Source organism: Chromobacterium alkanivorans, from assembly GCF_016937655.1.
In the GTDB taxonomy this organism is placed as follows: Bacteria; Pseudomonadota; Gammaproteobacteria; order Burkholderiales; family Chromobacteriaceae; genus Chromobacterium; species Chromobacterium alkanivorans.
In genome coordinates, this window is the sequence record NZ_JAFHKL010000011.1 from 104,956 (window position 1) to 130,198 (window position 25,243).

Annotated in this window: 24 protein-coding genes; 10 read left to right on the forward strand and 14 right to left on the reverse strand. The window is 66.7% G+C overall.

What is annotated here, in order from left to right; all coding sequences use genetic code 11:
* Window positions 1–159: 159 nt before the first annotated feature.
* The 4 genes from argF (at window position 160) to JW897_RS18870 (ending at window position 3,672) form a co-directional block, all read left to right on the forward strand.
* Window positions 160–1,083 (forward strand): ornithine carbamoyltransferase, encoded by a 924-nt coding sequence (argF, locus tag JW897_RS18855; RefSeq protein ID WP_205467265.1) that lies wholly within the window; start codon window positions 160–162, stop codon window positions 1,081–1,083.
* Between the two features lie 99 nt (window positions 1,084–1,182).
* On the forward strand, window positions 1,183–2,409 hold the full coding sequence (locus JW897_RS18860) for an argininosuccinate synthase (RefSeq protein WP_048412217.1): 1,227 nt from the start codon (window positions 1,183–1,185) through the stop codon (window positions 2,407–2,409).
* Between the two features lie 57 nt (window positions 2,410–2,466).
* Window positions 2,467–3,354 carry a DMT family transporter gene (locus JW897_RS18865; RefSeq protein ID WP_205467266.1) on the forward strand — a complete coding sequence of 296 codons (888 nt, stop codon included), beginning with the start codon at window positions 2,467–2,469 and terminating at the stop codon, window positions 3,352–3,354.
* A gap of 114 nt (window positions 3,355–3,468) precedes the next feature.
* Window positions 3,469–3,672 carry a DUF2788 domain-containing protein gene (locus JW897_RS18870; protein ID WP_019099892.1) on the forward strand — a complete coding sequence of 68 codons (204 nt, stop codon included), beginning with the start codon at window positions 3,469–3,471 and terminating at the stop codon, window positions 3,670–3,672.
* A gap of 75 nt (window positions 3,673–3,747) precedes the next feature.
* Here the strand turns inward: JW897_RS18870 and JW897_RS18875 are convergent, their stop codons facing one another.
* From JW897_RS18875 to JW897_RS18900, 6 genes are all read right to left on the reverse strand, one after another.
* Window positions 3,748–4,386, reverse strand: coding sequence for a LysE family translocator (locus tag JW897_RS18875; RefSeq protein WP_205467267.1), 639 nt, complete (start codon window positions 4,384–4,386; stop codon window positions 3,748–3,750).
* Window positions 4,387–4,487: 101 nt separating this feature from the next.
* Entirely contained in the window at window positions 4,488–6,026 is a 1,539-nt protein-coding gene (locus JW897_RS18880) for an amino acid permease (protein WP_048412140.1), read from the reverse strand.
* Window positions 6,027–6,185: 159 nt separating this feature from the next.
* Window positions 6,186–6,896, reverse strand: coding sequence for a gamma-glutamyl-gamma-aminobutyrate hydrolase family protein (locus JW897_RS18885; protein ID WP_048412139.1), 711 nt, complete (start codon window positions 6,894–6,896; stop codon window positions 6,186–6,188).
* Window positions 6,896–8,056 (reverse strand): iron-containing alcohol dehydrogenase, encoded by a 1,161-nt coding sequence (locus tag JW897_RS18890; protein WP_205467268.1) that lies wholly within the window; start codon window positions 8,054–8,056, stop codon window positions 6,896–6,898. The genes JW897_RS18885 and JW897_RS18890 overlap by 1 nt, the downstream gene beginning before the upstream one ends.
* Before the next feature lie 4 nt (window positions 8,057–8,060).
* Window positions 8,061–9,446: an aldehyde dehydrogenase family protein gene (locus tag JW897_RS18895; protein WP_205467269.1), complete on the reverse strand. Its 1,386-nt coding sequence runs from the start codon at window positions 9,444–9,446 to the stop codon at window positions 8,061–8,063.
* Window positions 9,447–10,784, reverse strand: a complete 1,338-nt coding sequence (locus JW897_RS18900) for a glutamine synthetase family protein (RefSeq protein ID WP_231589176.1) — start codon at window positions 10,782–10,784, stop codon at window positions 9,447–9,449.
* 331 nt (window positions 10,785–11,115) lie between these two features.
* Here JW897_RS18900 and JW897_RS18905 point away from each other — a divergent pair, with 331 nt between their 5' ends.
* Window positions 11,116–12,012: a MurR/RpiR family transcriptional regulator gene (locus JW897_RS18905; RefSeq protein ID WP_205467270.1), complete on the forward strand. Its 897-nt coding sequence runs from the start codon at window positions 11,116–11,118 to the stop codon at window positions 12,010–12,012.
* 33 nt (window positions 12,013–12,045) lie between these two features.
* A complete protein-coding gene (locus JW897_RS18910) occupies window positions 12,046–12,546 on the forward strand; it encodes a YajQ family cyclic di-GMP-binding protein (RefSeq protein ID WP_019099884.1) in 501 nt (166 codons plus the stop codon).
* A gap of 67 nt (window positions 12,547–12,613) precedes the next feature.
* Here JW897_RS18910 and dapA read toward each other — a convergent pair whose 3' ends face one another.
* Together dapA and JW897_RS18920 are read right to left on the reverse strand one after the other, a co-directional pair.
* On the reverse strand, window positions 12,614–13,516 hold the full coding sequence (dapA, locus tag JW897_RS18915; RefSeq protein WP_205467271.1) for a 4-hydroxy-tetrahydrodipicolinate synthase: 903 nt from the start codon (window positions 13,514–13,516) through the stop codon (window positions 12,614–12,616).
* A gap of 66 nt (window positions 13,517–13,582) precedes the next feature.
* On the reverse strand, window positions 13,583–14,227 hold the full coding sequence (locus tag JW897_RS18920; protein ID WP_205467272.1) for a TetR/AcrR family transcriptional regulator: 645 nt from the start codon (window positions 14,225–14,227) through the stop codon (window positions 13,583–13,585).
* A gap of 56 nt (window positions 14,228–14,283) precedes the next feature.
* On the opposite strand from JW897_RS18920, the gene JW897_RS18925 reads away from it, so the two are divergent.
* Complete coding sequence (locus JW897_RS18925) at window positions 14,284–15,930, forward strand: acyl-CoA dehydrogenase family protein (RefSeq protein WP_205467273.1); 1,647 nt, start codon at window positions 14,284–14,286, stop codon at window positions 15,928–15,930.
* 11 nt (window positions 15,931–15,941) lie between these two features.
* Here JW897_RS18925 and prpF read toward each other — a convergent pair whose 3' ends face one another.
* From prpF to prpB, 6 genes are all read right to left on the reverse strand, one after another.
* Window positions 15,942–17,132, reverse strand: coding sequence for a 2-methylaconitate cis-trans isomerase PrpF (gene prpF, locus JW897_RS18930; RefSeq protein WP_205467274.1), 1,191 nt, complete (start codon window positions 17,130–17,132; stop codon window positions 15,942–15,944).
* A 30-nt stretch (window positions 17,133–17,162) separates the two neighbouring features.
* Window positions 17,163–17,501: an endonuclease domain-containing protein gene (locus JW897_RS18935; protein WP_205467275.1), complete on the reverse strand. Its 339-nt coding sequence runs from the start codon at window positions 17,499–17,501 to the stop codon at window positions 17,163–17,165.
* Between the two features lie 187 nt (window positions 17,502–17,688).
* On the reverse strand, window positions 17,689–20,295 hold the full coding sequence (gene acnD, locus JW897_RS18940) for a Fe/S-dependent 2-methylisocitrate dehydratase AcnD (protein WP_205467300.1): 2,607 nt from the start codon (window positions 20,293–20,295) through the stop codon (window positions 17,689–17,691).
* A 56-nt stretch (window positions 20,296–20,351) separates the two neighbouring features.
* Complete coding sequence (gene prpC, locus JW897_RS18945; RefSeq protein ID WP_205467276.1) at window positions 20,352–21,500, reverse strand: bifunctional 2-methylcitrate synthase/citrate synthase; 1,149 nt, start codon at window positions 21,498–21,500, stop codon at window positions 20,352–20,354.
* A gap of 32 nt (window positions 21,501–21,532) precedes the next feature.
* The gene (locus JW897_RS18950; protein WP_205467277.1) at window positions 21,533–21,859 is read right to left on the reverse strand and encodes a cupin domain-containing protein; all 327 of its coding nucleotides are present in this window, start codon (window positions 21,857–21,859) and stop codon (window positions 21,533–21,535) included.
* Entirely contained in the window at window positions 21,849–22,736 is an 888-nt protein-coding gene (prpB, locus tag JW897_RS18955) for a methylisocitrate lyase (protein ID WP_205467278.1), read from the reverse strand. The genes JW897_RS18950 and prpB overlap by 11 nt, the downstream gene beginning before the upstream one ends.
* A gap of 324 nt (window positions 22,737–23,060) precedes the next feature.
* Here prpB and rpoE point away from each other — a divergent pair, with 324 nt between their 5' ends.
* From rpoE to JW897_RS18970, 3 genes are read left to right on the forward strand one after another with little or no spacing between them, the layout of a single operon-like run.
* Window positions 23,061–23,660, forward strand: a complete 600-nt coding sequence (gene rpoE / locus JW897_RS18960; protein WP_043641588.1) for an RNA polymerase sigma factor RpoE — start codon at window positions 23,061–23,063, stop codon at window positions 23,658–23,660.
* Between the two features lie 2 nt (window positions 23,661–23,662).
* Window positions 23,663–24,151, forward strand: coding sequence for a sigma-E factor negative regulatory protein (locus JW897_RS18965; protein ID WP_048412127.1), 489 nt, complete (start codon window positions 23,663–23,665; stop codon window positions 24,149–24,151).
* Entirely contained in the window at window positions 24,152–25,111 is a 960-nt protein-coding gene (locus JW897_RS18970) for a MucB/RseB C-terminal domain-containing protein (protein WP_205467279.1), read from the forward strand. It begins immediately after the preceding gene.
* Window positions 25,112–25,243: the final 132 nt, after the last annotated feature.

Below are 25,243 nucleotides of genomic sequence, written 5' to 3' on the forward strand. Positions count from 1 at the left end.
TAACTCTTGTCGCAATTATGTAAATTATACGCCCTGCGTAGACATGCTTGCGACGCCTGTGAATGACTTGAGACCAGCGTGTAGTAATGTGCCATCGCGCATGAAGGACACTGAAACGGTGTCGAACGCGCGGTGGCCTTTTTTTTGAAATGGAGCACCATGACGTCCCCTAGGCATTACCTGCAATTCAGCGACCTGACCCACGAGGAATACCGCCACATCTTCGAGCGCAGCAAGGTCCTGAAACGACGACGTAGCGACGGCCAGCTGTACCAGCCGCTCGTCGGCAAGGTGATGTCCATGGTGTTCGAAAAGAATTCCACCCGCACCCGCGTTTCTTTCGAGGCGGGCATGGCGCAACTGGGCGGCCACGCGATGTTCCTGGACTCGCAAAGCTCGCAAATGGGCCGCGGCGAGCCCATCGAGGACACCGCCCGCGTGCTGTCCCGGATGAGCGACATCATCATGATCCGCACCTACGAGCAGGCGCTGGTGCAGCGGCTGGCCGCGCACTCCAGGGTGCCGGTGATCAACGGCCTGACCAACGAGTACCACCCGTGCCAGATTCTGGCGGACATCTTCACCTATATCGAGCAACGCGGCTCGATCAAGGGCAAGACCGTGGCCTGGATAGGCGACGGCAACAATGTCTGCCGCACCTGGCTGCAGGCGGCTCGCATCCTGGGCTTCAAGCTCAAGGTGGCGACGCCGGTGGGCTTCGAGCTGAAGGCCTTGGACGGCCAGCATTACGGCCCCGAGCACTTCGAACCCAGCCACAGCGCCAGCCACGCGGCGGCCGGCGCGGACCTGGTGACCACCGACGTGTTCACCAGCATGGGCTTCGAGGCGGAGAAGGAAGCGCGGCTGGAAGCCTTCCGCGACTACCAGGTGACGCCGGAGCTGATGAAGCTGGCCAAGCCGGACGCCTTGTTCATGCACTGTTTGCCGGCGCACCGAGGCGAGGAAGTGGCCGCCGCGGTGATAGACGGGCCGCAGAGCGTGGTCTGGGACGAGGCGGAGAACCGCATGCACGTGCAGAAGGCGCTGATCGAGTTCCTGCTGCTGGGCCAGCGTTACGACTGAACACACGATGCGGGCGAGCGCCCGCCGTTCAAGCGATCCGGCAAGGCCGCGCCAGGCGCGGGCCGGATCCGGCAATCAATGGATTTGAAAGAATACAAAATGTCTGACATCAAGAAAGTGGTATTGGCGTACTCCGGCGGTCTGGATACTTCGGTGATTCTCAAGTGGCTGCAGGACACCTATCAATGCGAGGTGGTGACCTTCACCGCCGACATCGGCCAGGGCGAAGAGGTGGAGCCGGCGCGCAAGAAGGCGGTGTCGCTGGGCATCAAGCCGGAAAACATCTTCATCGACGATCTGCGCGAGGAGTTCGTCCGCGACTTCGTGTTCCCGATGTTCCGCGCCAACGCCGTCTACGAGGGCGAGTATCTGCTGGGCACCTCGATCGCGCGGCCGCTGATCGCCAAGCGCCAGATCGAGATCGCCAACCAGGTGGGCGCCGACGCGGTGTCGCACGGCGCCACCGGCAAGGGCAACGACCAGGTGCGTTTCGAGCTGGGCTATTACGCGCTGAAGCCGGACGTCAAGGTGATCGCGCCGTGGCGCGAATGGGACCTGCTGTCGCGGGAAAAGCTGCTGACTTACGCGGAAACCCACGGCATCGACATCAGCAAGAAGAAGAACGGCGGCAGCCCGTATTCGATGGACGCCAACCTGCTGCACATCTCCTACGAGGGCACGGTGCTGGAAGACCCGGCGGCGGAGCCGGAAGAAGACATGTGGCTGTGGACGGTGAGCCCGGAGAACGCGCCGGACCAGGCCGAATACATCGAGCTCAGCTATGAGAAGGGCGACATCACCGCCATCAACGGCGTGGCGATGAGCCCGGCCCAGGTGCTGACCGAGCTGAACCGCCTGGGCGGCAAGCACGGCATCGGCCGGCTGGACATCGTGGAAAACCGCTACGTGGGCATGAAGTCCCGCGGCTGCTACGAAACCCCGGGCGGCAGCATCATGCTCAAGGCGCACCGCGCGATCGAATCCATCACCCTGGACCGCGAAGTGGCCCACCTGAAGGACGAGTTGATGCCCAAGTACGCCAAGCTGGTTTACACCGGCTACTGGTGGAGCCCGGAGCGCCAGATGCTGCAAGGCATGATCGACGCCTCCCAGGCCACGGTCAACGGCTGGGTGCGGCTGAAGCTGTACAAGGGCAATGTGATCGTGGTGGGCCGCGAATCCAAGACCGATTCGCTGTTCGACCCCACCATCGCCACCTTCGACGAAGACGGCGGCGCCTACAACCACGCCGACGCGGCCGGCTTCATCCGCCTGAACGCGCTGCGGATGCGGATTGCCGGCAACGCCAAACTGAAACGCGGCTAAAGCCCCGCGCTTGGCCCGAAAAGCCCCCGCTGGGGGCTTTTTTTAATGACGCAAAATATGGAAACCAATAGTAATCGATCCAACGCCTGGATCCCCTGGGCCTTCGTGCTGCTGTGGAGCACCGGCTTCATCGGCGCCAAGCTGGGCCTGCCTTTCATCGGCCCGTTCACCTTTTTGGCGATAAGGATGGGCCTGACCCTGCTGTGCTTCGGCGCGCTGATCGCCTGCTTCCGGCCCGCCTGGCCGGATCTGGCGGCGGCCAGGCACCAATGGGCTTGCGGCGCCATGTTGCACGGCCTTTATCTGGGCGCCAGCTTCGCCGGCATCAAGCTGGCGGTGCCGGCCGGCATCACCGCGCTGATCGTCGGCCTGCAGCCGATACTGACCGCGGTGCTGAGCTGGCTGATGGGCGAACAGCGGCTGAGCCGTATGCAGTGGCTGGGCCTGGCGACGGGTTTCGGCGGCGCGCTGCTGGTGGTGCTGGGCGGCAAGGGCTTGCAGTTAGGCGCCAATCCCGGCCTGTGGCTGACCGCGCTGGCCTTGTGCGCGATCACCGCCGGCACCCTGTACCAGAAACGTTTCGGCCAGGGCGTGCATCCGCTGACCGGCGCCTTTCATCAATACCTGGCGGCCTTCCTGATTACCGGCGCGCTGGCCTTGGGCCTGGAGCGAGGCGATCCCGTCCACTGGAACGGACAGTTGGCCTTGGCCCTGGGTTGGAGCGTGTTGGCGCTGTCGGTGCTGGCCATCCTGCTGTTGATGCGTATGCTGAAGGACGGCGAGGTCAGCAAGGTGGCCAGCTACTTCTATCTGACGCCGGGCCTGGCGGCGGTGCAGGCCTGGTGGCTGTTCGACGAGCAGCTGAGCCTGCTGGCGGTGGCGGGCATGTTGTTGGCCGCGCTGGGCGTCGCCCTGGTGCTGCAGCGGCTGCGCTGGCGTCGATAGCCGCGCGCGGGCATTGAGCCGGCGGGCGATGGCGAGTATCTTATTACGGCCAGGCGGGGCGCATCGCTAAGACCCCGCCGGTCCGTGATCTGCTGTGGACGCAAAGGACAACAAGTGTCGGAAGAACAATTCACCAATATTTCCATGATCGTCTGCCTGGGCGGCCTGATCATTTTCATGGGCTTCATCATCTGGGACCTGGGCAAGAAGGCTCAGGCCGGCAAGATGGGCATGTTCATCCTGTTCCTGGTGCTGGGCTTCGGCGTGTCCGGCTTCCTGTTCAAGAACGTGTTGGTGGAGTTCCTGATCCAGAAGTGAAGACCCGGGATACCGCGAACAGCCGGCAAGCGCGCTTGCCGGCTTTTTTATCGCCTACGGAAAACGAGCGAGCCGCTAGTGGCCGCGGTCCAGTATCAGCTTCAGGCCCAGCGCGATGAACACGCTGCCGGCGACACGGTCCAGCCACTGGCTGGCGCGACGGCTCTTGGCCAGCCATTGGCCGACCGTGCCGGAAAAATAGCCGAGGCAGCCGAAGATCAGCGCGCCTTGCAGCGTGAACACCAGACCGAGCACGGCGATCTGCAGCCCGGCCGGACCTTGGGCCGGATTGACGAATTGCGGCAGGAAGGCGAGGAAAAACAGCACCACCTTGGGGTTGATCGCATTGGCGATCAGGCCTTTGCGGAAGGTGGCGGACAAGGGCGCGGCGTCCTGTCCGGCGCCGCCGGCCCGGAAGCTGGCGCCGGGGCTGCGCAGCGCCTGCCAGCCCAGATAGATCAGGTAGCCGCCGCCGGCGAACTTGAGCAGGCTGAAGGCCAGCGGCGAAGCGGCGATCAGCGCGCTGACGCCGAGCGCGGCCAGCACCGTGTGGTTCAGGCAGCCCAAGGCGCAGCCCAGCCCGAAGGCCACGCCCTGGCGGCGGCCGCGGGCAATGCCCTGGCTCAGCACCATCAGATTGTCCGGGCCGGGCGACAGGGTGATCAGCATCGCGGCGGCGGTAAAGGCGAGCAATTGTTCCGGGGTGACGAGCATGGGCTTCTCTGGCGGTGGTTCGTGTCCGGATGATTCCGCATTTGCCGCCGGGAGACAAGCGCTTTGTCCGACCGCGCCGGCCTCCCGTTTTGACGGCGCGTTCAGCCGGCCTCGTCCAGCGCGCTTTCGATTTCGCGGATATGCGCCTGATGGCCCTGGATGCGCTGGCCGGTGGGCGGCCCCTTGAATTGCTTGCGCACGCCCAGCGCGAACCAGAACACCGACAGCACCAGCAACAGCGCGATGGTCAGGTAGAGCACTTTCTCATTGGGCGGCTGCATGCCGACGAAGACCAGCACCGCGCCGCCCAGCGTGGCCAGCGCGGCGATGGGCTTGGACGCCCGGCCCAGGTCGAACGGCCCCTTGTGGGTCCAGCTGCGGCCTTCGGCGAACAGGCCGGCGGCGGAGGGCAGGATGTAGGAGATGTACAGGAACACCGCGGCGCCGGTGGACAGCACCAGGAAGGCGTCGCCGTACAGGGTGACGGCGATGGCGAGCACGGCGCTGACCCAGATCGCCGGGCCCGGCGTGCGGTGCTGCGGATGCACCTGGCGCAGCCAGCGCGAGGCCGGCAGGCCGCCGTCGCGGGCGAAGGCGTACATCATGCGCGAGGTGGAGGTCAGGCAGGCCAGGCCGCACAGATAGTTGACCAGGAAGATGCCTATGCCCAGCGCCGCCTTCAGGGCCGGCGGCAGCGCGCTCAGCAGCAAGTCGAAAAAGCCCATGCCGGCCTTGACCCCGGCGCCCAGGTCCGGCAGCACCAGCACGAAGGCGCAGATCATCAGGTAGCCGAACAGGCCGGACCACAGCACCGAGCGCAAGATGCCCTTGGGCACGTTGCGCGCCGCTTCGCGGGTTTCTTCCGAGGTGTGGGCGGAGGCGTCGTAGCCGGTCAGGGTGTAGACGGTGAGCAGCAGGCCGGCCAGGAACACCATCACGCCATTGTCCATCCGCGGCCAGGCGCTGCCGTCGGCGCCGCTGAAGTTGTGGAAGGTCCACAGCCGGGAGAAGTCCAGCGGTCCGGGCGCGTAGATCAGCAGCGAAGCCACCAAGGCCAGGGTGACGATGAAGATCAGGTAGCCGGACAGATCGGTCAGCCGGGTGGTGAGCTTGATGCCCAGGTGATTGAGCCAGGCCTGGCTCAGCGCCACCGCGCACAGAAACAGGGTCTGATGCCCCCAGCCCAATTGCTCCGGATTGAGGCCCAGCAGCGGCGCGACCAGGGTTTTGAAGAAGGGGTCGTAAACGCCGAAGTTGACCGCGGCGGTGACGAAGATCAGTCCCAGCAGATTGATCCAGGCGGTGGTCCAGCCCAGGCCCTTGCCGCCCAGGATGGACGCCCAGTGATAGAGCCCGCCGGCGGTGGGGTAGGCGGAGGCGATTTGGGCCATCGCCGCGGCGACGATGGCGGCGAACAGCGCGCCCACCGGCCAGCCTATGCCGATGGCCGCGCCGCCGCCGGCGCTGAGTCCGGCCGGGAAGGCGGTGATGCCGCCGGCCAGCACGCAGATGATGGAAAAGGAGATGGCGAAGTTGGAAAAGCCGCTCATGCGCCGGGACAACTCCTGAGCGTAACCCATGCTGTGCAACAGTTTCTCATCCTCGCCGACGGGCGCGGACTCATGCCGAACTGGTTCCATGATGTTCCTCTCTCATTGTGCATGTCTGTTTGCTGCTGTTGTTCCGCCAAGGCGCGGGTACGCGCCGACGCCCGAACGGCGGCGGAGGCCGGCCGGGTTCTGGCCCGGTGGTCCGGGCTTCGTGTCTGTATCTGAATCTGAGGCGAGGCGCGGCCTTGCTCAGCCGGGCGGCGGACTGCCGCTCATGGTGACCAGCGCGTCGAACAGCCTTTGCTGGCCGCTGTCGCGCTCGGCGGAGAGTTCGGGATGCCATTGCACCGCGATCAACTGGGGGAAACCGGCGATTTCTATCGCCTCGATCACGCCGTCCGGCGCCCAGGCCACCGGCACCACGCCGTGGCCGGGGCGGTCTATCGCCTGGTGGTGCCAGGACTGGGTGAGGACTTCGGTGCCGATCAGGCCCGCCAGGCAGGAGTCGGCGGCGACGCGCACCGGATGGGGCGTCGGCGCGCGCGGCGGCGCGCGATGGGGCACGGCTTCGCCCACCACGTCCGGCAGGTGCAGGTGCAGGCTGCCGCCCAGCACTGTGTTGAGAATTTGCAGGCCGCGGCAGATGGCCAGCGTCGGCAGCTTGCGTTGCAGCAGCGCGCGCGCCAGCGCGGTTTCGGTGGCGTCGCGCTCCGGGCTGAGGTTGTAGATGGTTGGATGGCCGCCGCCGTCGAAGCGGGCAGGGTCGATGTCGCCGCCGCCTATCAGCACCACGCCGTCCAGCTTGTCCAGCCAGCTGTCCACCATGTCGGGGCCCAGCGCCGGCAATTGCACCGGCGCGCCGCCGGCGCGCACCACCGCCGCCACGTATTCCAGCGGCGTGTGATAGCCGTGCTCGGGCGCGGCCGGGTAGGTGGTCAGGCCGATCAGCGGGCGCCTCATCACAGCCTGCCTTGCTGCGCGGCGAGGAAGATCGCGCGGTAGTCGTCGGCGGACAGCGGCAGCGGGTTGCCGCCGTCGCTGGGGTCGGCCTTGGCCATGCGGCCGATGTCGGCGGCGGCGTCCGCGCCGATGCCGATCTCCGCCAGCGTGTGCGGAATGCCCAGGCCGGCGCGCAATTGCAGCACCCAGGCCAGGAAGCCGTCGAAGCCGGCGTCGGCCAGGCCCAGGTAGCGGGCGGCGGCGCTCAGCCGCTCGGCTATCGCCGGCCGGTTGCGCACCAGCACATAGGGCAGCAGCACGGCGTTGGCCAGGCCGTGGTGGGTGTCGAACACCGCGCCGATCGGATGCGCCAGCGCGTGCACGCCGCCCAGGCCTTTCTGGAAGGCGGTGGCGCCCATGATGGAACAGGACAGCATCTGGGCGCGCGCTTCCAGATTGCCGCCGTCGGCGTGGGCCGCCGGCAGCCAATCGTGCGCCAGCCGCATGCCTTCCAGCGCCACGCCCTGGGCGATGGGGTGGTAGAACGGCGAGCAGAAGGCTTCTAGATTGTGCACCAGCGCGTCGACGCCGGTGGCGGCGGTCAAGGCCGGCGGCAGGCCTACGGTCAGTTCCGGGTCCGCCAGCACCAGCTTGGGCAGCATGGCCGGGTGGAAGATGATGACCTTGCGGTGGGCGGCCTCGTCGATGATCAGGGACGCGCGGCCCACCTCGGAGCCGGTGCCGGCGGTGGTGGGCACCGCCAGCGTGGGCGCGACGCCGGCGGGATCGACGCGCAGCCAGTTGTCGCCCACGTCCTCGAAGTCCCACAGCGGGCGTTTTTGCCCGGACATCAGCGCGATGGCCTTGCCCACGTCCAGCGCGCTGCCGCCGCCGACGGCGACCACGCCGTCGTGGCGGCCGTCGCGGAAGGCAGCGACGCCGGCGTCGACGTCGCGGCCCACCGGGTTGGGGCGCATATCGCTGAACAGCGCCGTCTCCAGGCCGGCGTCGCTCAGCAGGGCTTGCAGCCGCGCCAGCATCGGCAGCCTGGCGAGGCCGGGGTCGGTGACCAGCAGCGGGCGGCGCATGCCCAGTTCGCGGCACAGCGCCGGCAGTTCGGCGGCGCGGCCGGCGCCGAAGCGGATGCTGGTCGGATAGTTCCAGTTGCCTTGCAGTTGCATCGCCTTACCCCTTGAGATGGAAGGATTTGACCCGGGTCAGCTGCTGATAGCCCAGCGTGGACAGGGAGACGCCGCGGCCGGTGTCCTTGACCCCGGTCCAGGCCAGCGCCGGGTCCAGGTAGTCGCAGCGGTTCATGAACACGGTGCCGGTTTCCAGCTGTTGGCCGAGATGGACGGCGGCGTCGCGGTCCGCGGTCCAGATCGAGGCGGTCAGGCCGTAGGCGCTGTCGTTCATCAGCCGCAGCGCTTCTTCGTCGGAATCCACCGCCATGATGCCTATCACCGGGCCGAAGCTCTCGTCACGCATCACGCTCATGGCGTGGTCCACGTCCACCAGCACCTGCGGCGCCAGGTAGGCGCTGCCCGGCGCGTCGGCGGCGAAATGGCCGGCCGGGATCAGCGCGCGCGCGCCGGCGGCCTGCGCCGCCTGGATCTGGCCGCGGACGAAATCGGCGGCACCGGCGCGCACCATAGGCCCCAGATTGGTGTCCGGGTCCAGCGGGTGGCCGAAGCGATAGGCGCGGGTCAGCTCGACGAAGCCGTCGACGAAGTCGCGGTAGCGCTGGCGCTGAACATAGATGCGCTCGATGCCGCAGCAGGACTGGCCGGAGTTGAAAAAGGCGCCGTCCACCAGGTTTTCCACCGCAGCCGGCAGGTCGGCGTCGGCGCGCACATAGGCCGGGTCCTTGCCGCCCAGCTCCAGGCCGACGCCGATGAAGCGCTCGGCGGCCGCCCTTTGCACCGCGCGGCCGCCGCTCACCGAGCCGGTGAAGGCGACGAAGTCGATCTCGGGCGCGGCCGTCAGCTTCAAGGCGGCGGCATGGTCCAGCTCCAGGGTCTGGAACACGCCGATGGGCAGGCCGGCGGCGGTGCAGGCCTGGCGGAACAGATCGGCGATCAATGGTGTTTGCGAGGAGTGCTTGAGCAGCACGCAGTTGCCGGCGGCCAGCGCCGGCGCGATGGTGTTGATGGCGGTGAGGAAGGGGTAGTTCCACGGCGCCAGCACCAGCACCGTGCCCAGCGGCTCGCGGCGTAGCCAACGCTCGAAGCCGGGCTTGGGCGCGGGATGGAGGTCGGCCAGCACTTCTTCGGCGATGTCCAGCATATGGCGCGCGCGCTCGGCCAGGCCGCCGATCTCGCCGGGGGACTGGCGGATGGGCCGGCCGATCTGGCGGGTGATGGCGTCGGCGCAGTCGCTCTTGTGGGCGATCAGCCAGTCCACCGCCCGGCCGATCAAGGCCTTGCGCTCGGCCAGCGGCGTGGCGCGCCAGCCGGCCTGGGCGGCGCGGGCGGCGTCCAGCGCGGCCTGGGTCTGGACCGGACTGGTGTAGCCGCGCTGCAGCAGGGTGGAGCCGTCCAGCGGGGTGATGACGGAGTAGTTTTCGCTCATTTAGATGATCTCGAAGTAGCGTTTCAATTCCCAGTCGGTGACGTGGCGCTGGAACTCGCGCTCCTCCCACTCGCGGGTGGCGGCGAAGTGGTCGACGAAGTCGTCGCCGAACCAGTCGCGGGCGGCGCTGGAGGCGCGCAGCGCCTGGGCGGCTTCCCACAGCGTGCGATGCAGCTTCAGGTGGGGCGGAGCGTCCAGCAAATAGCCGTTGGCGCTGACCGGCTCTTCCGGCTCGATGCGGTGCTCGATGCCGTAGAGGCCGGCGGCCAGGCCGCTGGCCAGCGCCAGATAGGGATTGCTGTCGGCGCCGGGCAGCCGGTATTCGACGCGCTGGGACTTGGCGCTGCCGGGAATCGCGCGGATGGCCACGGTGCGGTTGTCCACGCCCCACAGCGAGCTGGTGGGCGCCCAGTAGCCGGGCACCAGCCGGCGGAAACTATTGACCGTGGGCGCGGCCAGGCTCATGAATTCCGGCATCAGCCGCTGGATGCCGCCGATGAAGTGGCGCATCGCGTCGCTGATCGCGTGCTCGCGGCCAGGCTGGTGGAAGGCGCTGTCGCCGCCGTCGCGGCGGCGCAGCGAGATGTGGATGTGGCCGCCCTGGCCGGATTGCTCCTGGTGCCACTTGGCCATATAGCAGAGCATGCGCCCCTGTTTTTCCGCCAGCACCTTGGAGAAGGTCTTGAAACAGACGGCGTTGTCGGCGGCGCGCAAGGCGTTGTCCACGCACAGCGCGGCCTCCAGCGCGCCGGGCCCGGTTTCCTCGTGCAGGCCTTCGATCGGCATCTGCATCCGCTCGCACAAGTCCAGCAGCGCGCGGTAGAAGTCGGTGTTCACCGAGCTGCGCAGGATGGAGTAGCCGAAGGCGCCGCTGCCCAGCGGCTTGGGGTGTTGGTAGAGGCGCTGCTGCAACGCGTCGTTGTCTTCGTCCACCGCCAGGAATTCGTATTCGAAGCCGGCCAGCACGTCGAAGCCCATGGCGCGCGCGCGCTCCAGCACCCGCCGCAGCAGGCCGCGCGGACAGAGGCTCTCCAGCCGGCCCACCACCTCGCCCTGGACGAAGATCATATCGCCCTCCAGCGGCAGATCGCGGCAGGACTCGGGAATCAAGCGCACCTCGGCGTCGCCGTAGCCGCGGCCCCAGCCGGTGAGCAGGGTGTTGTCGTACAGCTTGTCGCCCACGTCCCAGCCGAACACCACGTCGCAGAAGCCGAAGCCGCCTTCCAGCGCGCACAGGAATTTGTCGCGCGACATGTATTTGCCGCACATCACCCCGTCCATGTCCACCAAGCCCACCTTGATCTGACTCAGGCGGCGTTCTTCGATCAAAACCTTCAAATCCGCGATTGTCTTTACGTCGCGTGCTTCCATCGCTGTCTCTCCCTGATTGCCGCGGTCTGACTTCCCCGATACCGGCCGAGCGTTCATCGTCTGGCTTGCAACTGTCTGTTTTGGCGGTGGTTTGTTGCTGCCTTATGGGCTGCTTTTTGTCGCCGCCATGTTGTTTGGGTAGTATTATTCGTTAAAAAAAAATGAATCAAGCCAAATTTGTAATAAATATTAGAATGAGGCCGGCAGTGTGGACGCAATGACACAATGCCGTTTTTACACCGGCGCTGTTATGCTGCGCGGCACGGCAAGCGCCGGCAATCGCCAAAGGGACATCAGAATGAGCCAAAGCCGCTCGATCGCGGAGCAAGTCCGCGAGCTGTTCGAAGCCTTGACCCCCACCGAACGCAAGGTGGGGCGGGCGCTGCTGGCCAACTACCCGGTGGCCGGGCTGGAAACCGTCGCGCAATGGGCGCAGCGCGCCGACGTCAGCGGCCCGACGGTGCTGCGCCTGATCGGCAAGCTGGGCTTCGACAGCTACGCCGCCTTCCAGGGCGCCCTGCGCGCCGAACTGGAGCTGAGGCTGCAATCGCCGCTGATGCGCCACGACCCGGGGCAGCTGCAGGGCGATCACGATTTCCTGGTCAGCCACGCTGAGCGCATCGCCGAACTGATGCGCCAAACCGTGGCCCAGGTGCCGCGCGCCGAGTTCGACGGCGTGGTGGAGTTGCTGGGCGAGCGCAAAAGCCGGATCTGGCTGCTGGGCGGACGGCTGACCGACCCGCTGGCCGTCTATCTCGGACACCATTTGAAGGTGGTGCGGCCGGACGTGGTCCATCTGCGCGGCGTGCCGGCGAGCTGGGCGGATTCTCTGGTGGACATGGGGAGGCACGATGTCTTGGTGATCTTCGACATTCGCCGTTATTGGGACGACGCGCTGCGCATCGCGGAAATGGCGGCGCAGCGCAAGGCCAGCGTGCTGCTGTTCACCGATCAATGGCTGTCGCCGGTGGCGCGGGTGGCGCGCTACACGCTGGCGGCGCACACCGCCGGCCCGGCCGGCTGGGACAGCAACACGCCGCTGATGATGCTGGTGGACGCGGTGATCGCCGCCTTGAACGCGCGGCACTGGGACCGCATCAGCGGCCGGCTCAAGGAAGTGGAGGCGATGCGGGCGCGCTTGGGCGAAGGCGGGGACGAAGGGGGGCCGAGTGACAAGGGCGGAGCCAGCCTCTAAAATGGCGGCATCAAGCATTATTAGGAATATTTCATGCCGTCTTTCGATATCGTGTCCGAAGTGAACAAGGTGGAAGTGCGCAACGCCGTGGAGCAGGCCAATAAAGAGGTGTCCACCCGTTACGACTTCAAGGGCAGCGACGCCCGCATCGAAACCGGCGACAAGGAGCTGACCTTGTACGCCGACGCCGAGTTCCAACTGGACCAGGTCAACGACATCCTGGTGAACAAGCTGTCCAAGCGCGGCGTGGACGTGCGCTGCATGGAATATGGCAAGCTGGAAAAAGTCAGCGGCAACAAGGTGAAGAAAGTGCTGACGGTGAAGGAAGGGCTGGAGTCCGACCTGGCCAAGAAAATCGTCAAGCTGATCAAGGACGCCAAGCTCAAGGTGCAGGCCAGCATCCAGGGCGAGGCGGTGCGCGTGTCCGGCGCCAAGCGCGACGTGCTGCAGGAATGCATCGCGCTGATGCGCAAGGAAATCGCCGACGACAAGGAAAACGGCTTCCCGCTGCAGTTCAACAACTTCCGCGACTGAGCGCAGCCGCGCGACGTGAAAAAGGAGCCGACAGGCTCCTTTTTTCATTGCCGGCCGCTTCTCCCTCTCAACAGGAGGCGGCGCGGCGCAGTTGCAGCCCTTCCCATACCCGCCGCGCCTGTTCCTCCTCGGCGGCGCCGGTGGGCGGCAGCGGCAGCCGGCATTGGCCCACCGGCAGACCCTGCGCCCGCAGCATGGCTTTCACCGACATGGAGAACACCGAGGCGTCGGTGTTGGAGAAGGCGAACGATTCCTGCAGGCCGGCGTTGACGCGCCGCGCCTGCGCCGTGTCGCCCTGTTCGAAGGCGGCGATCATGCGCGCGAACTCCGGCCCGGTCCAGTGGGTGGAAGTGCCGACCACGCCCACCGCGCCCACCGCCAGCAAGGGCAGGGTCAGCGCGTCATCGCCGGAATAGAGCGAGAAATGTTCGCCGGCGGCGGCCACCAGCGCGGCGGCGGCGGCCGGATCGCCGGTGGCGTCTTTGAAGGCGACGATATTGTCCACCTCGCGGAACAGCCGCAGCAGCACCTCGGCGGCGATGCGGCGGCCGGTGCGGCCCGGCACGTCGTAGACCATCAGCGGCAGGCGGGTAGCCGCGGCCACCGCGCGGAAATGGGCTTCGATGCCGGCTTGCGGCGGGCGATTGTAATAGGGGCTGACCACAAAGACGCCGGCGGCGCCCAGGCCTGCGGCCTCACGCGTCAGCGCGATCGCGTGTTCGGTGTGGCTGCTGCCGGTGCCGGCCAGCACCGGAATGGTCACCGCCTCGCTGACCGCGCGCACCAGATCGCGCCGTTCCTCGTCGCTCAGCGTCGGCGCTTCGCCGGTGGTGGCCGCCACTACCAGACCGTCGCTGCCGTTGGCGGCCAGATGTTTGGCCAGTTGCTGCGCCGCGTCCAGATTCAGCCGGCCGGCCTCGTCGAAGGGCGTGACCATGGCGGTCAGCACCTTGCCCCAATGTTCTGTCATTTTGCTTCCTTTGTTCTTCTTGGCCGCCTGTCTGCGGCTAAGCGGATTCTACTCCTTCCCCCGGTTTCAGCCCAGGCAGGCGCTGAGCGCCGCTTCCAGCTCCGGGCGCAGGGCGGTGAAGTCCGCGGCGGGCCCCTGGCTCAGCAAGGCTTGGGAGATTGCGCCGTAGCACAGACAGTGGGCCATGCTCGCGGCGCCGTCCAGCCGCGGCGGCGGCTCGGCGGCGGCGGCCAGCGCCGCGCGCCAGATGTCCACGTATTGCCGGTAGTGGCGGCGGTAGGCGTCCAGCGGGGACACCCGGCGCTCCAGCTGGAACAAGGCGCTCCAGGCCGCCGGCTGGCGCTGCACCGCGTCCAGCTGCAGCGTCAGCAGCGCGGCGGCGATCTCGCGGCGGTCCGCGCCGCGGCGGGCGGCGGCTTCGCGACGCAACGCGTCGGCCAGCGTGTGAACGTGCTGATGGATGCACAGCGCGGCCAGGCCGTCCATATTGCACACGTATTGGTAGAAGGTGCCGACCGCCACGCCGGCGACGGCGGACACTTCGCGCACCGTGGTCTTGGCGTAGCCGCGTTCCAGCAAAACCTGAACAAAGGCCTGTTGCAGCGCGGTCAGGCTGGCGCGCGAGCGCGACTGGCGCGGACGCCGGCGCGTGGCCGGCGCGGCCTGTTCCGCTTGTTGCGCCGCGGTGGGGGAAACCCGAACATGTCGCATCGCCGCTTTCCTTATACTTTCGTCATGGCCGCTGCGCGGCGCGAGGAGACGGAACGATGATCTGGCAAACCCATGAAGTGAGCAACCAGTACGAAGAACTGGCGGATTACTCGCTGTACGACAGCGATCCGGCCTTGAACGAAGTCCTGCTGCGCGCCGACGCCGGCTGGGCCGAGGCCGGGTTGCGCGCCTACGGCGAGCGCCTGGGGCGGACGGACAGTTTCGAACTGGCCGAGCAAGCCAACCGCCACGCGCCGGAGCTGAGGGCCTTTGACCGTCGCGGCCGCCGTATCGATCAGGTGGACTCCCACCCGAGCTGGCACCAGCTGTTGGCGCTGTACCGCGAGCAAGGCCTGGTGAGCATGCCCTTCGACAGCGAACGGACGGGGCGCTGGAGCGCGACGATGGCCGGCCTCTATCTGCATGGCCAGGTGGAAGCCGGCAGCCTGTGCCCGGCGACGATGACCCAGGCCGCCATCCCCTTGCTGCGGCGCGAGCCGGCGCTGTGGGCGCAGCTGGGCGACAAGTTGTTCAGCTGCGTTCACGACAGCCGCGACCTGCCGCTGGAGCGCAAGGCGTCGGCCTGGATAGGCATGGGCATGACCGAGAAGCAGGGCGGCTCCGACCTGCGCGCCAACACCACGCGGGCGACGCCCTTGGGCGCCGGCGGCCGCGGCGGCGAATATCTGCTGCGCGGCCACAAATGGTTCTGGTCAGCGCCGATGTGCGACGCCCACCTGGTGCTGGCCAAAACCGCCGACGGCGCGTCTTGCTGCTTCTACGTGCCGCGCTGGCGGCCGGACGGCGAGCGCAACGCGGTGCGGATCCAGCGCCTGAAGGACAAGGTGGGCAACCGCAGCAACGCCGGCTGCGAGGTGGAGTTCCAGGACGCCTGGGGCGTGCTGATCGGCGAGGAGGGACGCGGCATTCCCACCATCATCGAAATGGCCGGCTACACCCGGCTCAACTGCGTGATCGGCAGCGCCGCGCTGCTGCGCCAGGGCACGGTGCAAGCCTTGGCCTACGCGCGGCGGCGCACGGCTTTCGGCAAGCGGCTGGCCGAGCAGCCCATCATGCGCGCGGTGCTGGCGGACCTGGCGCTGGAGAGCGAGGCGGCGTTGCAGTTGGCGGCGAGGCTGTCCGAAGCCTTCGAGCGCGACGACGCGCCGGCGCTGCGCGGCTGGAAGCGCATCGTCACGCCGGCCGCCAAGTTCTGGGTGTGCAAGCGCGCGGTGGCGCTGAGCGGCGAGGCGATGGAGGTGTTCGGCGGCAACGGCTACGTCGACGGGCCGATGGCGCGTCTGTATCGCGAAGCGCCGCTGAATTCTATCTGGGAGGGCGCCGGCAATGTGATGTGTCTGGACGTGCTGCGCGCGCTGCAGCGCGAGCCCGCCGCCTGGGAGGCCTTGCTGGCCGAGCTGGAGGACTGGGCCGGCGACGAGGCGGCGACGCGGCGCGCGTTGGCTCAGTTGCGGGCGTTGGCCGCCGAGCCGGAACCCTTGGAGTGGCAGGGGCGCCGGTTCGCGCAATTGCTGGTTTTGACGGCGCAGGCCTGCCTATTGCTGCGCCACGCGCCGGCGGCGCTGGCCCGGGGTTTCGTCGACACACGGCTGGACGATGGGCAATGGGGGCGCGTGGCCGGCGCGCTGGACGCGCGGCGGCTGGATGTTGAGGCCATTCTGCTGCGCGCCTTGCCCGTCTGAGCCGGGAGGCGTCAGAACGCGTCGCCCGGCACCCGCACCCAGCCTTCCATCAGCACCCGCGCGCTGCGGCTCATCACCGCCTTGGTCACGGTCCAGGCGCCGTCTTGCTGGCGCGCCTCGGCGCCGACGCGCAAGGTGCCGGACGGGTGGCCGAAACGCACCACCCGGCGCTTGCCGCCGCCGGCGGCCAGGTTGACCAGGGTGCCGGGAATGGCCGCGGCGGTGCCGATGGCCACCGCCGCGGTGCCCATCATCGCGTGGTGCAGCTTGCCCATGGACATCGCTCGCGCCAGCAGATCGATGTCGGCGGCGCGCACCGTCTTGCCGCTGGAGGCGGCGTAGTCGGCCGGCGGCGCGACGAAGGCGATCTTGGGCGTGTGCTGGCGGCTGGCGATGTCGCCCAGCGTCTTGATCAGGCCCATTTTCAGCGCGCCGTGCGCGCGGATGGCTTCGAAGCGCGCCAGCGCCGCCGGGTCTGAGTTGATCGTGTCCTGCAGCTCGGCGCCGCTATAGCCGATGTCGGCGGCGTTGACGAAGATGGTGGGAATGCCGGCGTTGATCAAGGTGGCCGGGAGCATGCCGACGCCGGGCACGTCCAGCGTGTCCACCAGTTGGCCGGTGGGGAACATCGCGCCGCCGTCGCCGTCGCCTTCGTCGGCCGGGTCCAGGAATTCCAGCGGCACTTCGGCGGCGGGGAAGGTGACGCCGTCCAGTTCGAAATCGCCGGTCTCCTGCACCTGACCGTTGACGATGGGCACGTGGGCGACGATGGTCTTGCCGATATTGGCCTGCCAGATGCGCACGCTGCAGACGCCGTCGGCGGGTAGGCGCGCCGGATCGATCAGGCCGCCGGCGATGGCGAAGGGCCCCACCGCCGCGGACAGATTGCCGCAATTGCCGCTCCAGTCGACGAAGGCCTGATCTATCGCCACCTGGCCGAACAGATAATCGACGTCGTGACCCGGCCGCTCGGACTTGGACACGATTACGGTCTTGCTGGTGCTGGAGGTGGCGCCGCCCATGCCGTCTATCTGTTTGCCGTAGGGGTCAGGGCTGCCGATCACGCGCAGCAGCAGCGCGTCGCGCGCCGCGCCCGGCCGGCGCGCGGCCTCCGGCAGGTCCTGCAGCCGGAAGAACACGCCTTTGCTGGTGCCGCCGCGCATATAGGTGGCGGGGATGCGGATCTGGGCTGGGTGGTTCATATGCTTGTTTTCCTGTGTTTGCCGCTGTGTTCATTTAGCCCGGGCGTTCAGGGCTTGCCATATCGTTTCAAGAACGGTGTCTCGATTTCGCAGAATATCGTGGTTCCAGAAGTGCATGATTCTGAAACCCTGCGCTTGCAGCCAAGCGTCGCGCGCGGCGTCGCTGCGGCTTTCATGATGTTGGCCGCCGTCCGCCTCTATGATCAGCCGCGCGCCGAAGTGGACGAAATCGACGATGTAGGGGCCGATTATTTGTTGGCGGCGGAATTTCTCGCCGTTCAGCCGGTGGGCGCGGAGTTGCTTCCAGAGCAGCTGTTCGGCATCGGTCATATTGCGGCGCAAGGATTTGGCGAAATCGAGCTGGCGCATCCCCCTCTCCCCAACCCCTCTCCCGCGGGGGGAGAGGGGCTTGCTGAGTCGTTGACGCTTGGCCTGCCTACCTTGAGTTTCCTTATTGGCAAACTCAAGTAATGAGATTGCCAGCCAATGTCAGGAATAAAACAAAATTTAATAGTCACCCCTCTCCCCTTGCGGGAGAGGGGCCGGGGGAGAGGGGTCAGCCTCTCGCCCCCTCCAAAAAGTCCTGCGCGAAGCGCTGCAACACGCCGCCGGCCTCGTAGATCGACACTTCTTCCGCGGTGTCCAGCCTACAGGTCACCGGCACTTGCGCGGTGTCGCCGTTCTTGCGGTGGATCAGCAGCGTCAGCTCGGCGCGCGGCTGGCGCAGGCCTGTCACGTCGTAGGTCTCGCTGCCGTCCAGCGCCAGCGTTTTGCGGTTGACGCCGGGCTGGAACTCCAGCGGCAGCACCCCCATGCCGATCAGATTGGTGCGGTGGATGCGCTCGAAGCCTTCGGCGACGATGGCCTCGACGCCGGCCAGGCGCACGCCCTTGGCCGCCCAGTCGCGCGAACTGCCCTGGCCGTAGTCGGCGCCGGCGACGATGATCAGCGGCTGCTTGCGCTGCATATAGGTTTCGATCGCCTCCCACATCCGCATCGTCTTGCCTTCCGGCTCCACGCGCGCCAGCGAGCCCTGGCGCACCGAGCCGTCCGCGTTCAACACCATTTCATTGAACAGCTTGGGATTGGCGAAGGTGGCGCGCTGCGCGGTCAGGTGGTCGCCGCGGTGGGTGGCGTAGGAGTTGAAGTCTTCTTCCGGCAGGCCCATCTTCGCCAGGTATTCGCCGGCCGCCGAGTCCAGCAGGATGGCGTTGGACGGCGACAAGTGGTCGGTGGTGATGTTGTCCGGCAGCAGGGCCAGCGGGCGCATGCCGCGCAGGGTGCGCTCGCCGGCCAGCGCGCCTTCCCAATACGGCGGGCGGCGGATATAGGTGGATTGCGGCCGCCAGGCGTACAGCGGGCTGGCCTTGGCGGCGGCGTCTTGCCGGACGGCGAACATCGGCTCGTAGACCTGGCGGAAGTGTTCGGGCTTGACCGCCCGGCGCAGCACCGCGTCGATCTCCGCGTCGTCCGGCCAGATGTCCTTGAGCCGGATCTCCTTGCCGTCGGCGACGCCGAGCACGTCTTTTTCGATGTCGAAGCGCATGGTGCCGGCGATGGCGTAGGCGATCACCAGCGGCGGCGAGGCCAGGAAGGCCTGCTTGGCGTAGGGGTGGATGCGGCCGTCGAAGTTGCGGTTGCCGGACAGCACCGCCGTCGCGTACAGGTCGCGCTCCACGATCTCCTGCTGGATCTTGGGTTCCAGCGCGCCGGACATGCCGTTGCAGGTGGTGCAGGCGAAGGCGACGATGCCGAAGCCCAGTTGCTCCAGCTCGGACAGCAGGCCGGCTTCCTTCAGATAAAGCTCGACCGCCTTGGAGCCCGGCGCCAGCGAGGACTTCACCCACGGCTTGCGAACCAGACCCAGCCGGTTGGCGTTGCGCGCCAGCAGGCCGGCGGCTATCACATTGCGCGGGTTGGAGGTGTTGGTGCAGCTGGTGATGGCGGCGATGATCACCGCGCCGTCCGGCATCAGGCCCTGGGCCTCCTCTGCGCGCGCCTGCGCCAGGTTCACGGCGATGCCGCGTTCGGCCAGCGCCGACACCGGCAGCCGCTTGTGCGGATTGGACGGGCCGGCCAGGTTGCGGCACACGCTGGACAGGTCGAAACGCAGCACCCGCTCGTAGACGGCGTTTTGCAGCGTGTCGGCCCACAGGCCGGCGGTCTTGGCGTAGGTCTCCACCAGCCGGACCTGCTCGTCGCTGCGGCCGGTCAGCTTCAGGTAGGCGATGGTCTGTTCGTCGATGAAGAACAGCGCCGCGGTGGCGCCATACTCCGGCGCCATATTGGAGATGGTGGCGCGGTCGCCCAGGGTCAGCGCCGCCGCGCCCGCGCCGTAGAATTCCAGATACGCGCCGACCACCTTCTGCTGGCGCAGGAATTCGGTCAGCGCCAGCACCACGTCGGTGGCGGTGATGCCGGGGCCGGGCTGGCCGGACAGCTCCACGCCGACGATGTCCGGCAGCCGCATCCACGATGCGCGGCCCAGCATCACGTTTTCCGCCTCCAGGCCGCCGACGCCGACGGCGATCACGCCCAGCGCGTCCACATGCGGGGTGTGGCTGTCGGTGCCGACGCAGGTGTCCGGGTAGGCGACGCCGTGCTCGGCGTGGATCACCGGCGACATCTTTTCCAGATTGATCTGATGCATGATGCCGTTGCCGGCCGGGATCACGTCGACGTTGTCGAAGGCGCGTTTGGTCCATTCGATGAAATGGAAGCGGTCCTCGTTGCGCCGGTCCTCGATCGCGCGGTTCTTTTCGAAAGCCTGCGGGTCAAAGCCGCCGCACTCCACCGCCAGCGAGTGGTCGACGATCAGCTGCACCGGCACCACCGGGTTGACTTGGGCTGGGTCGCCGCCCTGGTCGGCGATGGCGTCGCGCAGGCCGGCCAGGTCCACCAGCGCGGTCTGGCCCAGGATGTCGTGGCAGACCACGCGCGCCGGGAACCAGGGGAAGTCGCGCTCGCGCTTGCGATGGGCGATCTGCTCCAGGCATTCGCCCAGCAGCGCCGGCTCGCAGCGGCGCACCAGGTTTTCGGCGTGGACGCGGCCGGTGTAGGGCAGTTGCTCCCAGGCGCCGGGGCGGATGGCGTCGATGGCGGCGCGGGCGTCGAAGTAGTCGAGCCCGGTGCCGGGCAGGGGAATGCGGTAAGCGGAATTCATCATGTCATGGCCAATTTGAAAATCAGGGGCGGGGGCCGCGGCGGCCCCCGGTCCGGTCAGCGCTGTTCCAGCGGCACGAAGACCTGGTCTTCCGGGCCGATGTAGTTGGCGCTGGGGCGGATGATCTTGCCGTCCTGGCGTTGTTCTATCACGTGAGCGCTCCAGCCGCTGGTGCGGGCGATCACGAACAGCGGGGTGAACATGGCGGTGGGCACGCCCATCATGTGGTAGCTGACCGCGGAAAACCAGTCCAGATTGGGGAACATCTTCTTGATGTCCCACATCACGGTTTCCAGCCGCTCGGCGATGTCGAACATTTTGCCGTTGCCGGCGGACTTGGACAGTTCGCGCGCCACGTCCTTGATCACCTTGTTGCGCGGGTCGGAAATGGTGTAGACCGGGTGGCCGAAGCCGATCACCACTTCCTTGCGTTCCACGCGCTCGCGGATGTCGGCTTCGGCTTCGGCCGGGCTTGCGTAGCGTTGCTGGATGTCGAAGGCCACTTCGTTGGCGCCGCCGTGCTTGGGGCCGCGCAGCGCGCCGATGGCGCCGGCGATGGCGCTGTGCATGTCCGAGCCGGTGCCGGCGATGACGCGGGCGGTGAAGGTGGAGGCGTTGAACTCATGCTCGGCGTACAGATTGAGCGAGGTGTGCATCGCGCGCACCCATTCCTGCGACGGCTTCTCGCCGTGCAGCAGGTGCAGGAAGTGGCCGCCTATGCTGTCGTCGTCGGTTTCCACCTCGATGCGCTTGCCGTTGTGGCTGAAATGGTGCCAGTACAGCAGCATCGAACCCAGGCTGGCCATCAGCCGGTCGGCGATGTCGCGCGCGCCGGCCTGATTGTGGTCGTCCTTCTCCGGCAAGGCGCAGCCCAGCGCGGACACGCCGCTGCGCATAACGTCCATAGGGTGGGCGCTGGCCGGCAGCGCCTCCAGCACCGCCTTCACCGCCGCCGGCAGGCCACGCAGCGACTTGAGCTTTTTCTTGTAGCCGACCAGCTCGGCCTTGTTCGGCAGCTTGCCGTGCACCAGCAGATAGGCCACTTCTTCGAACTCGCAGCGGCCGGCGAGGTCGAGGATGTCGTAGCCGCGGTAGTGCAGGTCGTTGCCGCTGCGGCCTACGGTGCACAGCGCGGTGTTGCCGGCGGCGACGCCGGACAGGGCTACGGACTTCTTGGGTTTGATGCCAACAACGGTTTCGCTCATGGTTTTCTCCTGATCGCAGACCTGCGGAATGATTATTTTTCGTAGAAAACGGCCAGCCAGACGCTGTCCCGCTCCGGCGCGGTCCAGGCCACCCGGTGGCGGCGGTGCGCGGCGATGGCTACGCAATCGCCCGGATTCAGCCTGAGGCGCTGCGGCGGGTCCTGGCATTCCAGTTCGGCCGCGCCGGACAGCAGCAGCACCCATTCTTCTTCATCCTGTTCATACCAGAAGCCGTCCGGCGAAGAATGGCCGCGCGACACGATGCGTTCGACGCGGAAGCCTTTCTCGCCGCTGAACAAGGTCTGCAGCAACTCTTCCGGCAGCTGCGCCGGGATGTCGCCGAACAGATTATTCGGCACCGCCGCCCTCCTGGCGGAACAAGGCGTCCAGTTTTTGTTCGTAGGCGTGGTAGTCCAGATGCTCGTACAGTTCGGCGCGCGTCTGCATGGCGTCCAGCACCGCCTGCTGGCCGCCGTCGCGGCGGATCGCGCCGTAGACGCCGAGAGCGGCCTGGCTCATCGCGCGGAAGGCGGACAAGGGATAGAGCACCAGGCCGACGCCGTGTTCGCCCAGCTCGCGGGTGTTGAACAGCGGCGTGGCGCCGAATTCGGTGATATTGGCCAGCACCGGCACCTTCACCGCCTCGGCGAAGCGGCGGTACATCGCCAGCTCCGTCATCGCTTCCGGAAAGATCATGTCGGCGCCGGCTTCTACGCAGGCGACGGCGCGCTCGATGGCGGCGTCCAGCCCCTCGACCGCCAGCGCGTCGGTGCGCGCCATGATCACGAAGCCGTCGTCGCGGCGCGCGTCCACCGCCGCCTTGACGCGGTCCACCATCTCCTCCTGGCTGACGATGGCCTTGTTGGGGCGGTGGCCGCAGCGCTTCTGCTGCACCTGGTCTTCGATGTGGACCGCGGCGGCACCAGCCTTTTCCAGGCTGCGCACCGCGCGGGCGATGTTGAAGGCGCCGCCCCAGCCGGTGTCGATGTCCACCAAGAGCGGCAGCTCGGTGACGTCGGTGATGCGGCGCACGTCGATCAACACGTCTTCCAGCGTGGTGATGCCCAGGTCCGGAATGCCACAGGAGCAGGCGGCCACGCCGCCGCCGGACAAATACAGCGCCTTGAAGCCGGAGTGCTCGGCCAGCCGGGCGGCGTAGGCGTTGACCGCGCCCACCACTTGCAGGGGATGTTCGTTTGCAACCGCTTGGCGGAAGCGTTGGCCGGGAGTGCTCATCGCGTTGGATTCCTTTATTGCTGAGACGCGGCAAAGCCATGGCCGGGGAGGGCGGCCGCCGGAATCGCGCAAGCGGTTCCGGGAACTATTCGGCTTTGACTGTTATCTCTATGTCATTCAAGCAAGTGCTTGGTAGGAGTGTAAGGGCTGGTTTGCGCGCTGGCAATACGGTTAAAACAAATGTTCAAGTTTTGTTCGAGGTCTGTTATGTTTCGCTGCTGAATCGCGTGGGGGAACTCATCGCAAGCGCGGTGGTCTAGTCACAGTCCACAATAAACGACCACAAACACGACCAGTGGGCAAATCAGGGAGCATAACAACGACATGAGTGATCGGGATCTCGATCAACAGTTGGTGGAGCGTGCCCAGCGAGGTGAAAAAAGAGCTTTCGATCTGCTTGTTGCCAAGTATCAGCGACGTCTCGCCAGGTTGTTGTCGCGGTTCATCCGCGACGGCGCTGACATCGAGGATGTGACGCAAGAGGCGTTTGTCAAAGCGTATCGTGCCTTGCCGTCGTTTCGTGGCGAGAGTGCGTTTTACACATGGCTGTACAGAATCGGCATCAATACTGCCAAGAATTTCCTTAGCGCCTCCGGACGTCGTCCGGTGGTCAACAGCGAGATAGAGGACGAGGACGGCGAGAGCTTCGACATGGCGTCGCAGCTTCCCGACCTGAACACGCCCGAAACCGAGCTGATGAACAAGGAGATTCTGGCAACGGTCAATGCCGCCGTGGAGGCTTTGCCGGAGGAACTAAGAACCGCAATTTCGCTCAGGGAAATGGACGGTCTATCCTACGATGAAATCGCCAAGGTGATGGATTGCCCGATAGGCACCGTGCGCTCAAGGATTTTCCGGGCGCGCGAGGCGATTGCTGCCGAGCTCAGGCCTTTGCTGGATACGGCCAAGAACAGAAGGTGGTAGGTATGAAAGAAACGATATCCGCGATGATGGATGGCGAACTGGACGACTCTGACATAGCCAGAGCCATCGCTTCCATTTCATCTGACAAGCAACTGGATGCCGCCTGGGGCGAGTATCACTTGATTGGCGACGCGATGCGCGCCAACCGCATGGTTGCGCTCAATGTGCGAGAGCAGGTCGCCAGCCGGCTGGCGGACGAGCCCACGGTGCTTGCGCCGCGGCGCTGGCTGCGTCCGGCTCGCGCCCGCACCGCCGGCGCGGTGGCGCTGGCCGCCAGCGTCAGCTTCGCGGCGGTGGTGGGCTGGCAACAGCTTGCGCATCGCGGCGAGCCGGCCTCGCTGGTGGCGGACAAGGGCGTGCCAGTGCAGGTGGCTCAGCCGGCGCAAGCCAGCCAGCCCGAGCGCGACGACCCCTATCTGCTGGCCCATCAGGAAGTGACCTCCGAACAAGGCAATATGAAAGTATCCTACGGAAACGGAGCTCGCCGTTAAATGCGTGTAATTCCTCTGATCAGCTTGATGGTTGTGGCGGCGGCGCCTGCCGCCCATGCAGAGGATGACTGGCAGCTGCTGCGAAACGTGGCGGCTGCCGGACGCCAGCAGGCGCTGAACGGCACCTATCTGCACCAGATGAACGGCACGCTGGAAACCTTCCACATCGTCAGGGAAGGCCAAGGCGACGCCATGCGGGAGAAGCGGACGTCCCTGGACGGGCCTTCCCGCGAAATTGTCCGCAAAGGCAATGAGCTAGCCTGTTTCGCGCCGGACAAAAAAGCCTTGAACGCGGCCAAGATCAGCGCGATGCGTCTGTTTCCTGCCTTGTTGCCGGAAGACATGAGCGAGATCAATCAGTCGTATTCGCTCAAGCACGTCGGCAGCGACCGGGTGGCGCAGCGCGATTGCAATCTGCTGGAGCTGCGGCCCAAGGACCGGCAGCGCTACAGCCTGCGCATGTGCGTGGAGCCGCTGACCTCGCTGCCTTTGAAAATGGTGACCCTGTCGCCCAAGGGCGAGGCGGTGGAGCAGTTCACCTTCACCGACATCGACCTGACCGGCCCCAAGGATAAGCGCGCCTATCGGCCCAAGTTCGCGCAGAAATTCCTGCTGCGCTCGGGCGGCGCGACGATGCCGCCGGCCGGCGCGCAGGTGGACAACGACGTGTCCGGTCTGCCCAACGGCTTCCATCTGCTGCGCTCGGTGCAGCGCAGCCTGCCGGGCCAGGCGGGCAAGTCGGTGCGCCACATGGTGTATTCGGACGGCCTGGTGATGCTGTCGCTGTTCGTCGAGACGCAGCCGGAAGGCGCGCGTCTGGAGCGCAGCAGCAATCTGCACGGCGCCATCAATATGGCCACCGGTCCGCAGGGCAGCTACCAGCTGACCGCGGTGGGCGACATGCCCGAGCCGGCGATGATGGGGCTGTTGAAAGGGTTGAAAGTCAGCCTTAAGCCATGATGGCCATTCCCGCCGACGTTTCTGCAAGCCCATCCGGAGGTTTGGCCTCCGGCGGCGAGCTTGCGCGAAGCGGGCCGGGCGGGGTTCGAGCCGGCGCCTTGTCGCCGGCTCGTCCGTTTTTCCTGGCGGCGA

Coding starts and splice junctions, on each gene's coding strand:
- dapA (WP_205467271.1), bottom strand. CDS start 13,516: ATGACAGAACATTGGGGCAAGGTGCTGACCGCCATGGTCACGCCCTTC.
- argF (WP_205467265.1), top strand. CDS start 160: ATGACGTCCCCTAGGCATTACCTGCAATTCAGCGACCTGACCCACGAG.
- acnD (WP_205467300.1), bottom strand. CDS start 20,295: ATGAATTCCGCTTACCGCATTCCCCTGCCCGGCACCGGGCTCGACTAC.
- JW897_RS18865 (WP_205467266.1), top strand. CDS start 2,467: ATGGAAACCAATAGTAATCGATCCAACGCCTGGATCCCCTGGGCCTTC.
- JW897_RS18890 (WP_205467268.1), bottom strand. CDS start 8,056: ATGCAACTGCAAGGCAACTGGAACTATCCGACCAGCATCCGCTTCGGC.
- rpoE (WP_043641588.1), top strand. CDS start 23,061: ATGAGTGATCGGGATCTCGATCAACAGTTGGTGGAGCGTGCCCAGCGA.
- JW897_RS18885 (WP_048412139.1), bottom strand. CDS start 6,896: ATGAGGCGCCCGCTGATCGGCCTGACCACCTACCCGGCCGCGCCCGAG.
- JW897_RS18925 (WP_205467273.1), top strand. CDS start 14,284: ATGATCTGGCAAACCCATGAAGTGAGCAACCAGTACGAAGAACTGGCG.
- JW897_RS18965 (WP_048412127.1), top strand. CDS start 23,663: ATGAAAGAAACGATATCCGCGATGATGGATGGCGAACTGGACGACTCT.
- JW897_RS18910 (WP_019099884.1), top strand. CDS start 12,046: ATGCCGTCTTTCGATATCGTGTCCGAAGTGAACAAGGTGGAAGTGCGC.
- prpF (WP_205467274.1), bottom strand. CDS start 17,132: ATGAACCACCCAGCCCAGATCCGCATCCCCGCCACCTATATGCGCGGC.
- JW897_RS18860 (WP_048412217.1), top strand. CDS start 1,183: ATGTCTGACATCAAGAAAGTGGTATTGGCGTACTCCGGCGGTCTGGAT.
- JW897_RS18920 (WP_205467272.1), bottom strand. CDS start 14,227: ATGCGACATGTTCGGGTTTCCCCCACCGCGGCGCAACAAGCGGAACAG.
- JW897_RS18880 (WP_048412140.1), bottom strand. CDS start 6,026: ATGGAACCAGTTCGGCATGAGTCCGCGCCCGTCGGCGAGGATGAGAAA.
- JW897_RS18970 (WP_205467279.1), top strand. CDS start 24,152: ATGCGTGTAATTCCTCTGATCAGCTTGATGGTTGTGGCGGCGGCGCCT.
- JW897_RS18875 (WP_205467267.1), bottom strand. CDS start 4,386: ATGCTCGTCACCCCGGAACAATTGCTCGCCTTTACCGCCGCCGCGATG.
- JW897_RS18895 (WP_205467269.1), bottom strand. CDS start 9,446: ATGAGCGAAAACTACTCCGTCATCACCCCGCTGGACGGCTCCACCCTG.
- prpC (WP_205467276.1), bottom strand. CDS start 21,500: ATGAGCGAAACCGTTGTTGGCATCAAACCCAAGAAGTCCGTAGCCCTG.
- prpB (WP_205467278.1), bottom strand. CDS start 22,736: ATGAGCACTCCCGGCCAACGCTTCCGCCAAGCGGTTGCAAACGAACAT.
- JW897_RS18905 (WP_205467270.1), top strand. CDS start 11,116: ATGAGCCAAAGCCGCTCGATCGCGGAGCAAGTCCGCGAGCTGTTCGAA.
- JW897_RS18935 (WP_205467275.1), bottom strand. CDS start 17,501: ATGCGCCAGCTCGATTTCGCCAAATCCTTGCGCCGCAATATGACCGAT.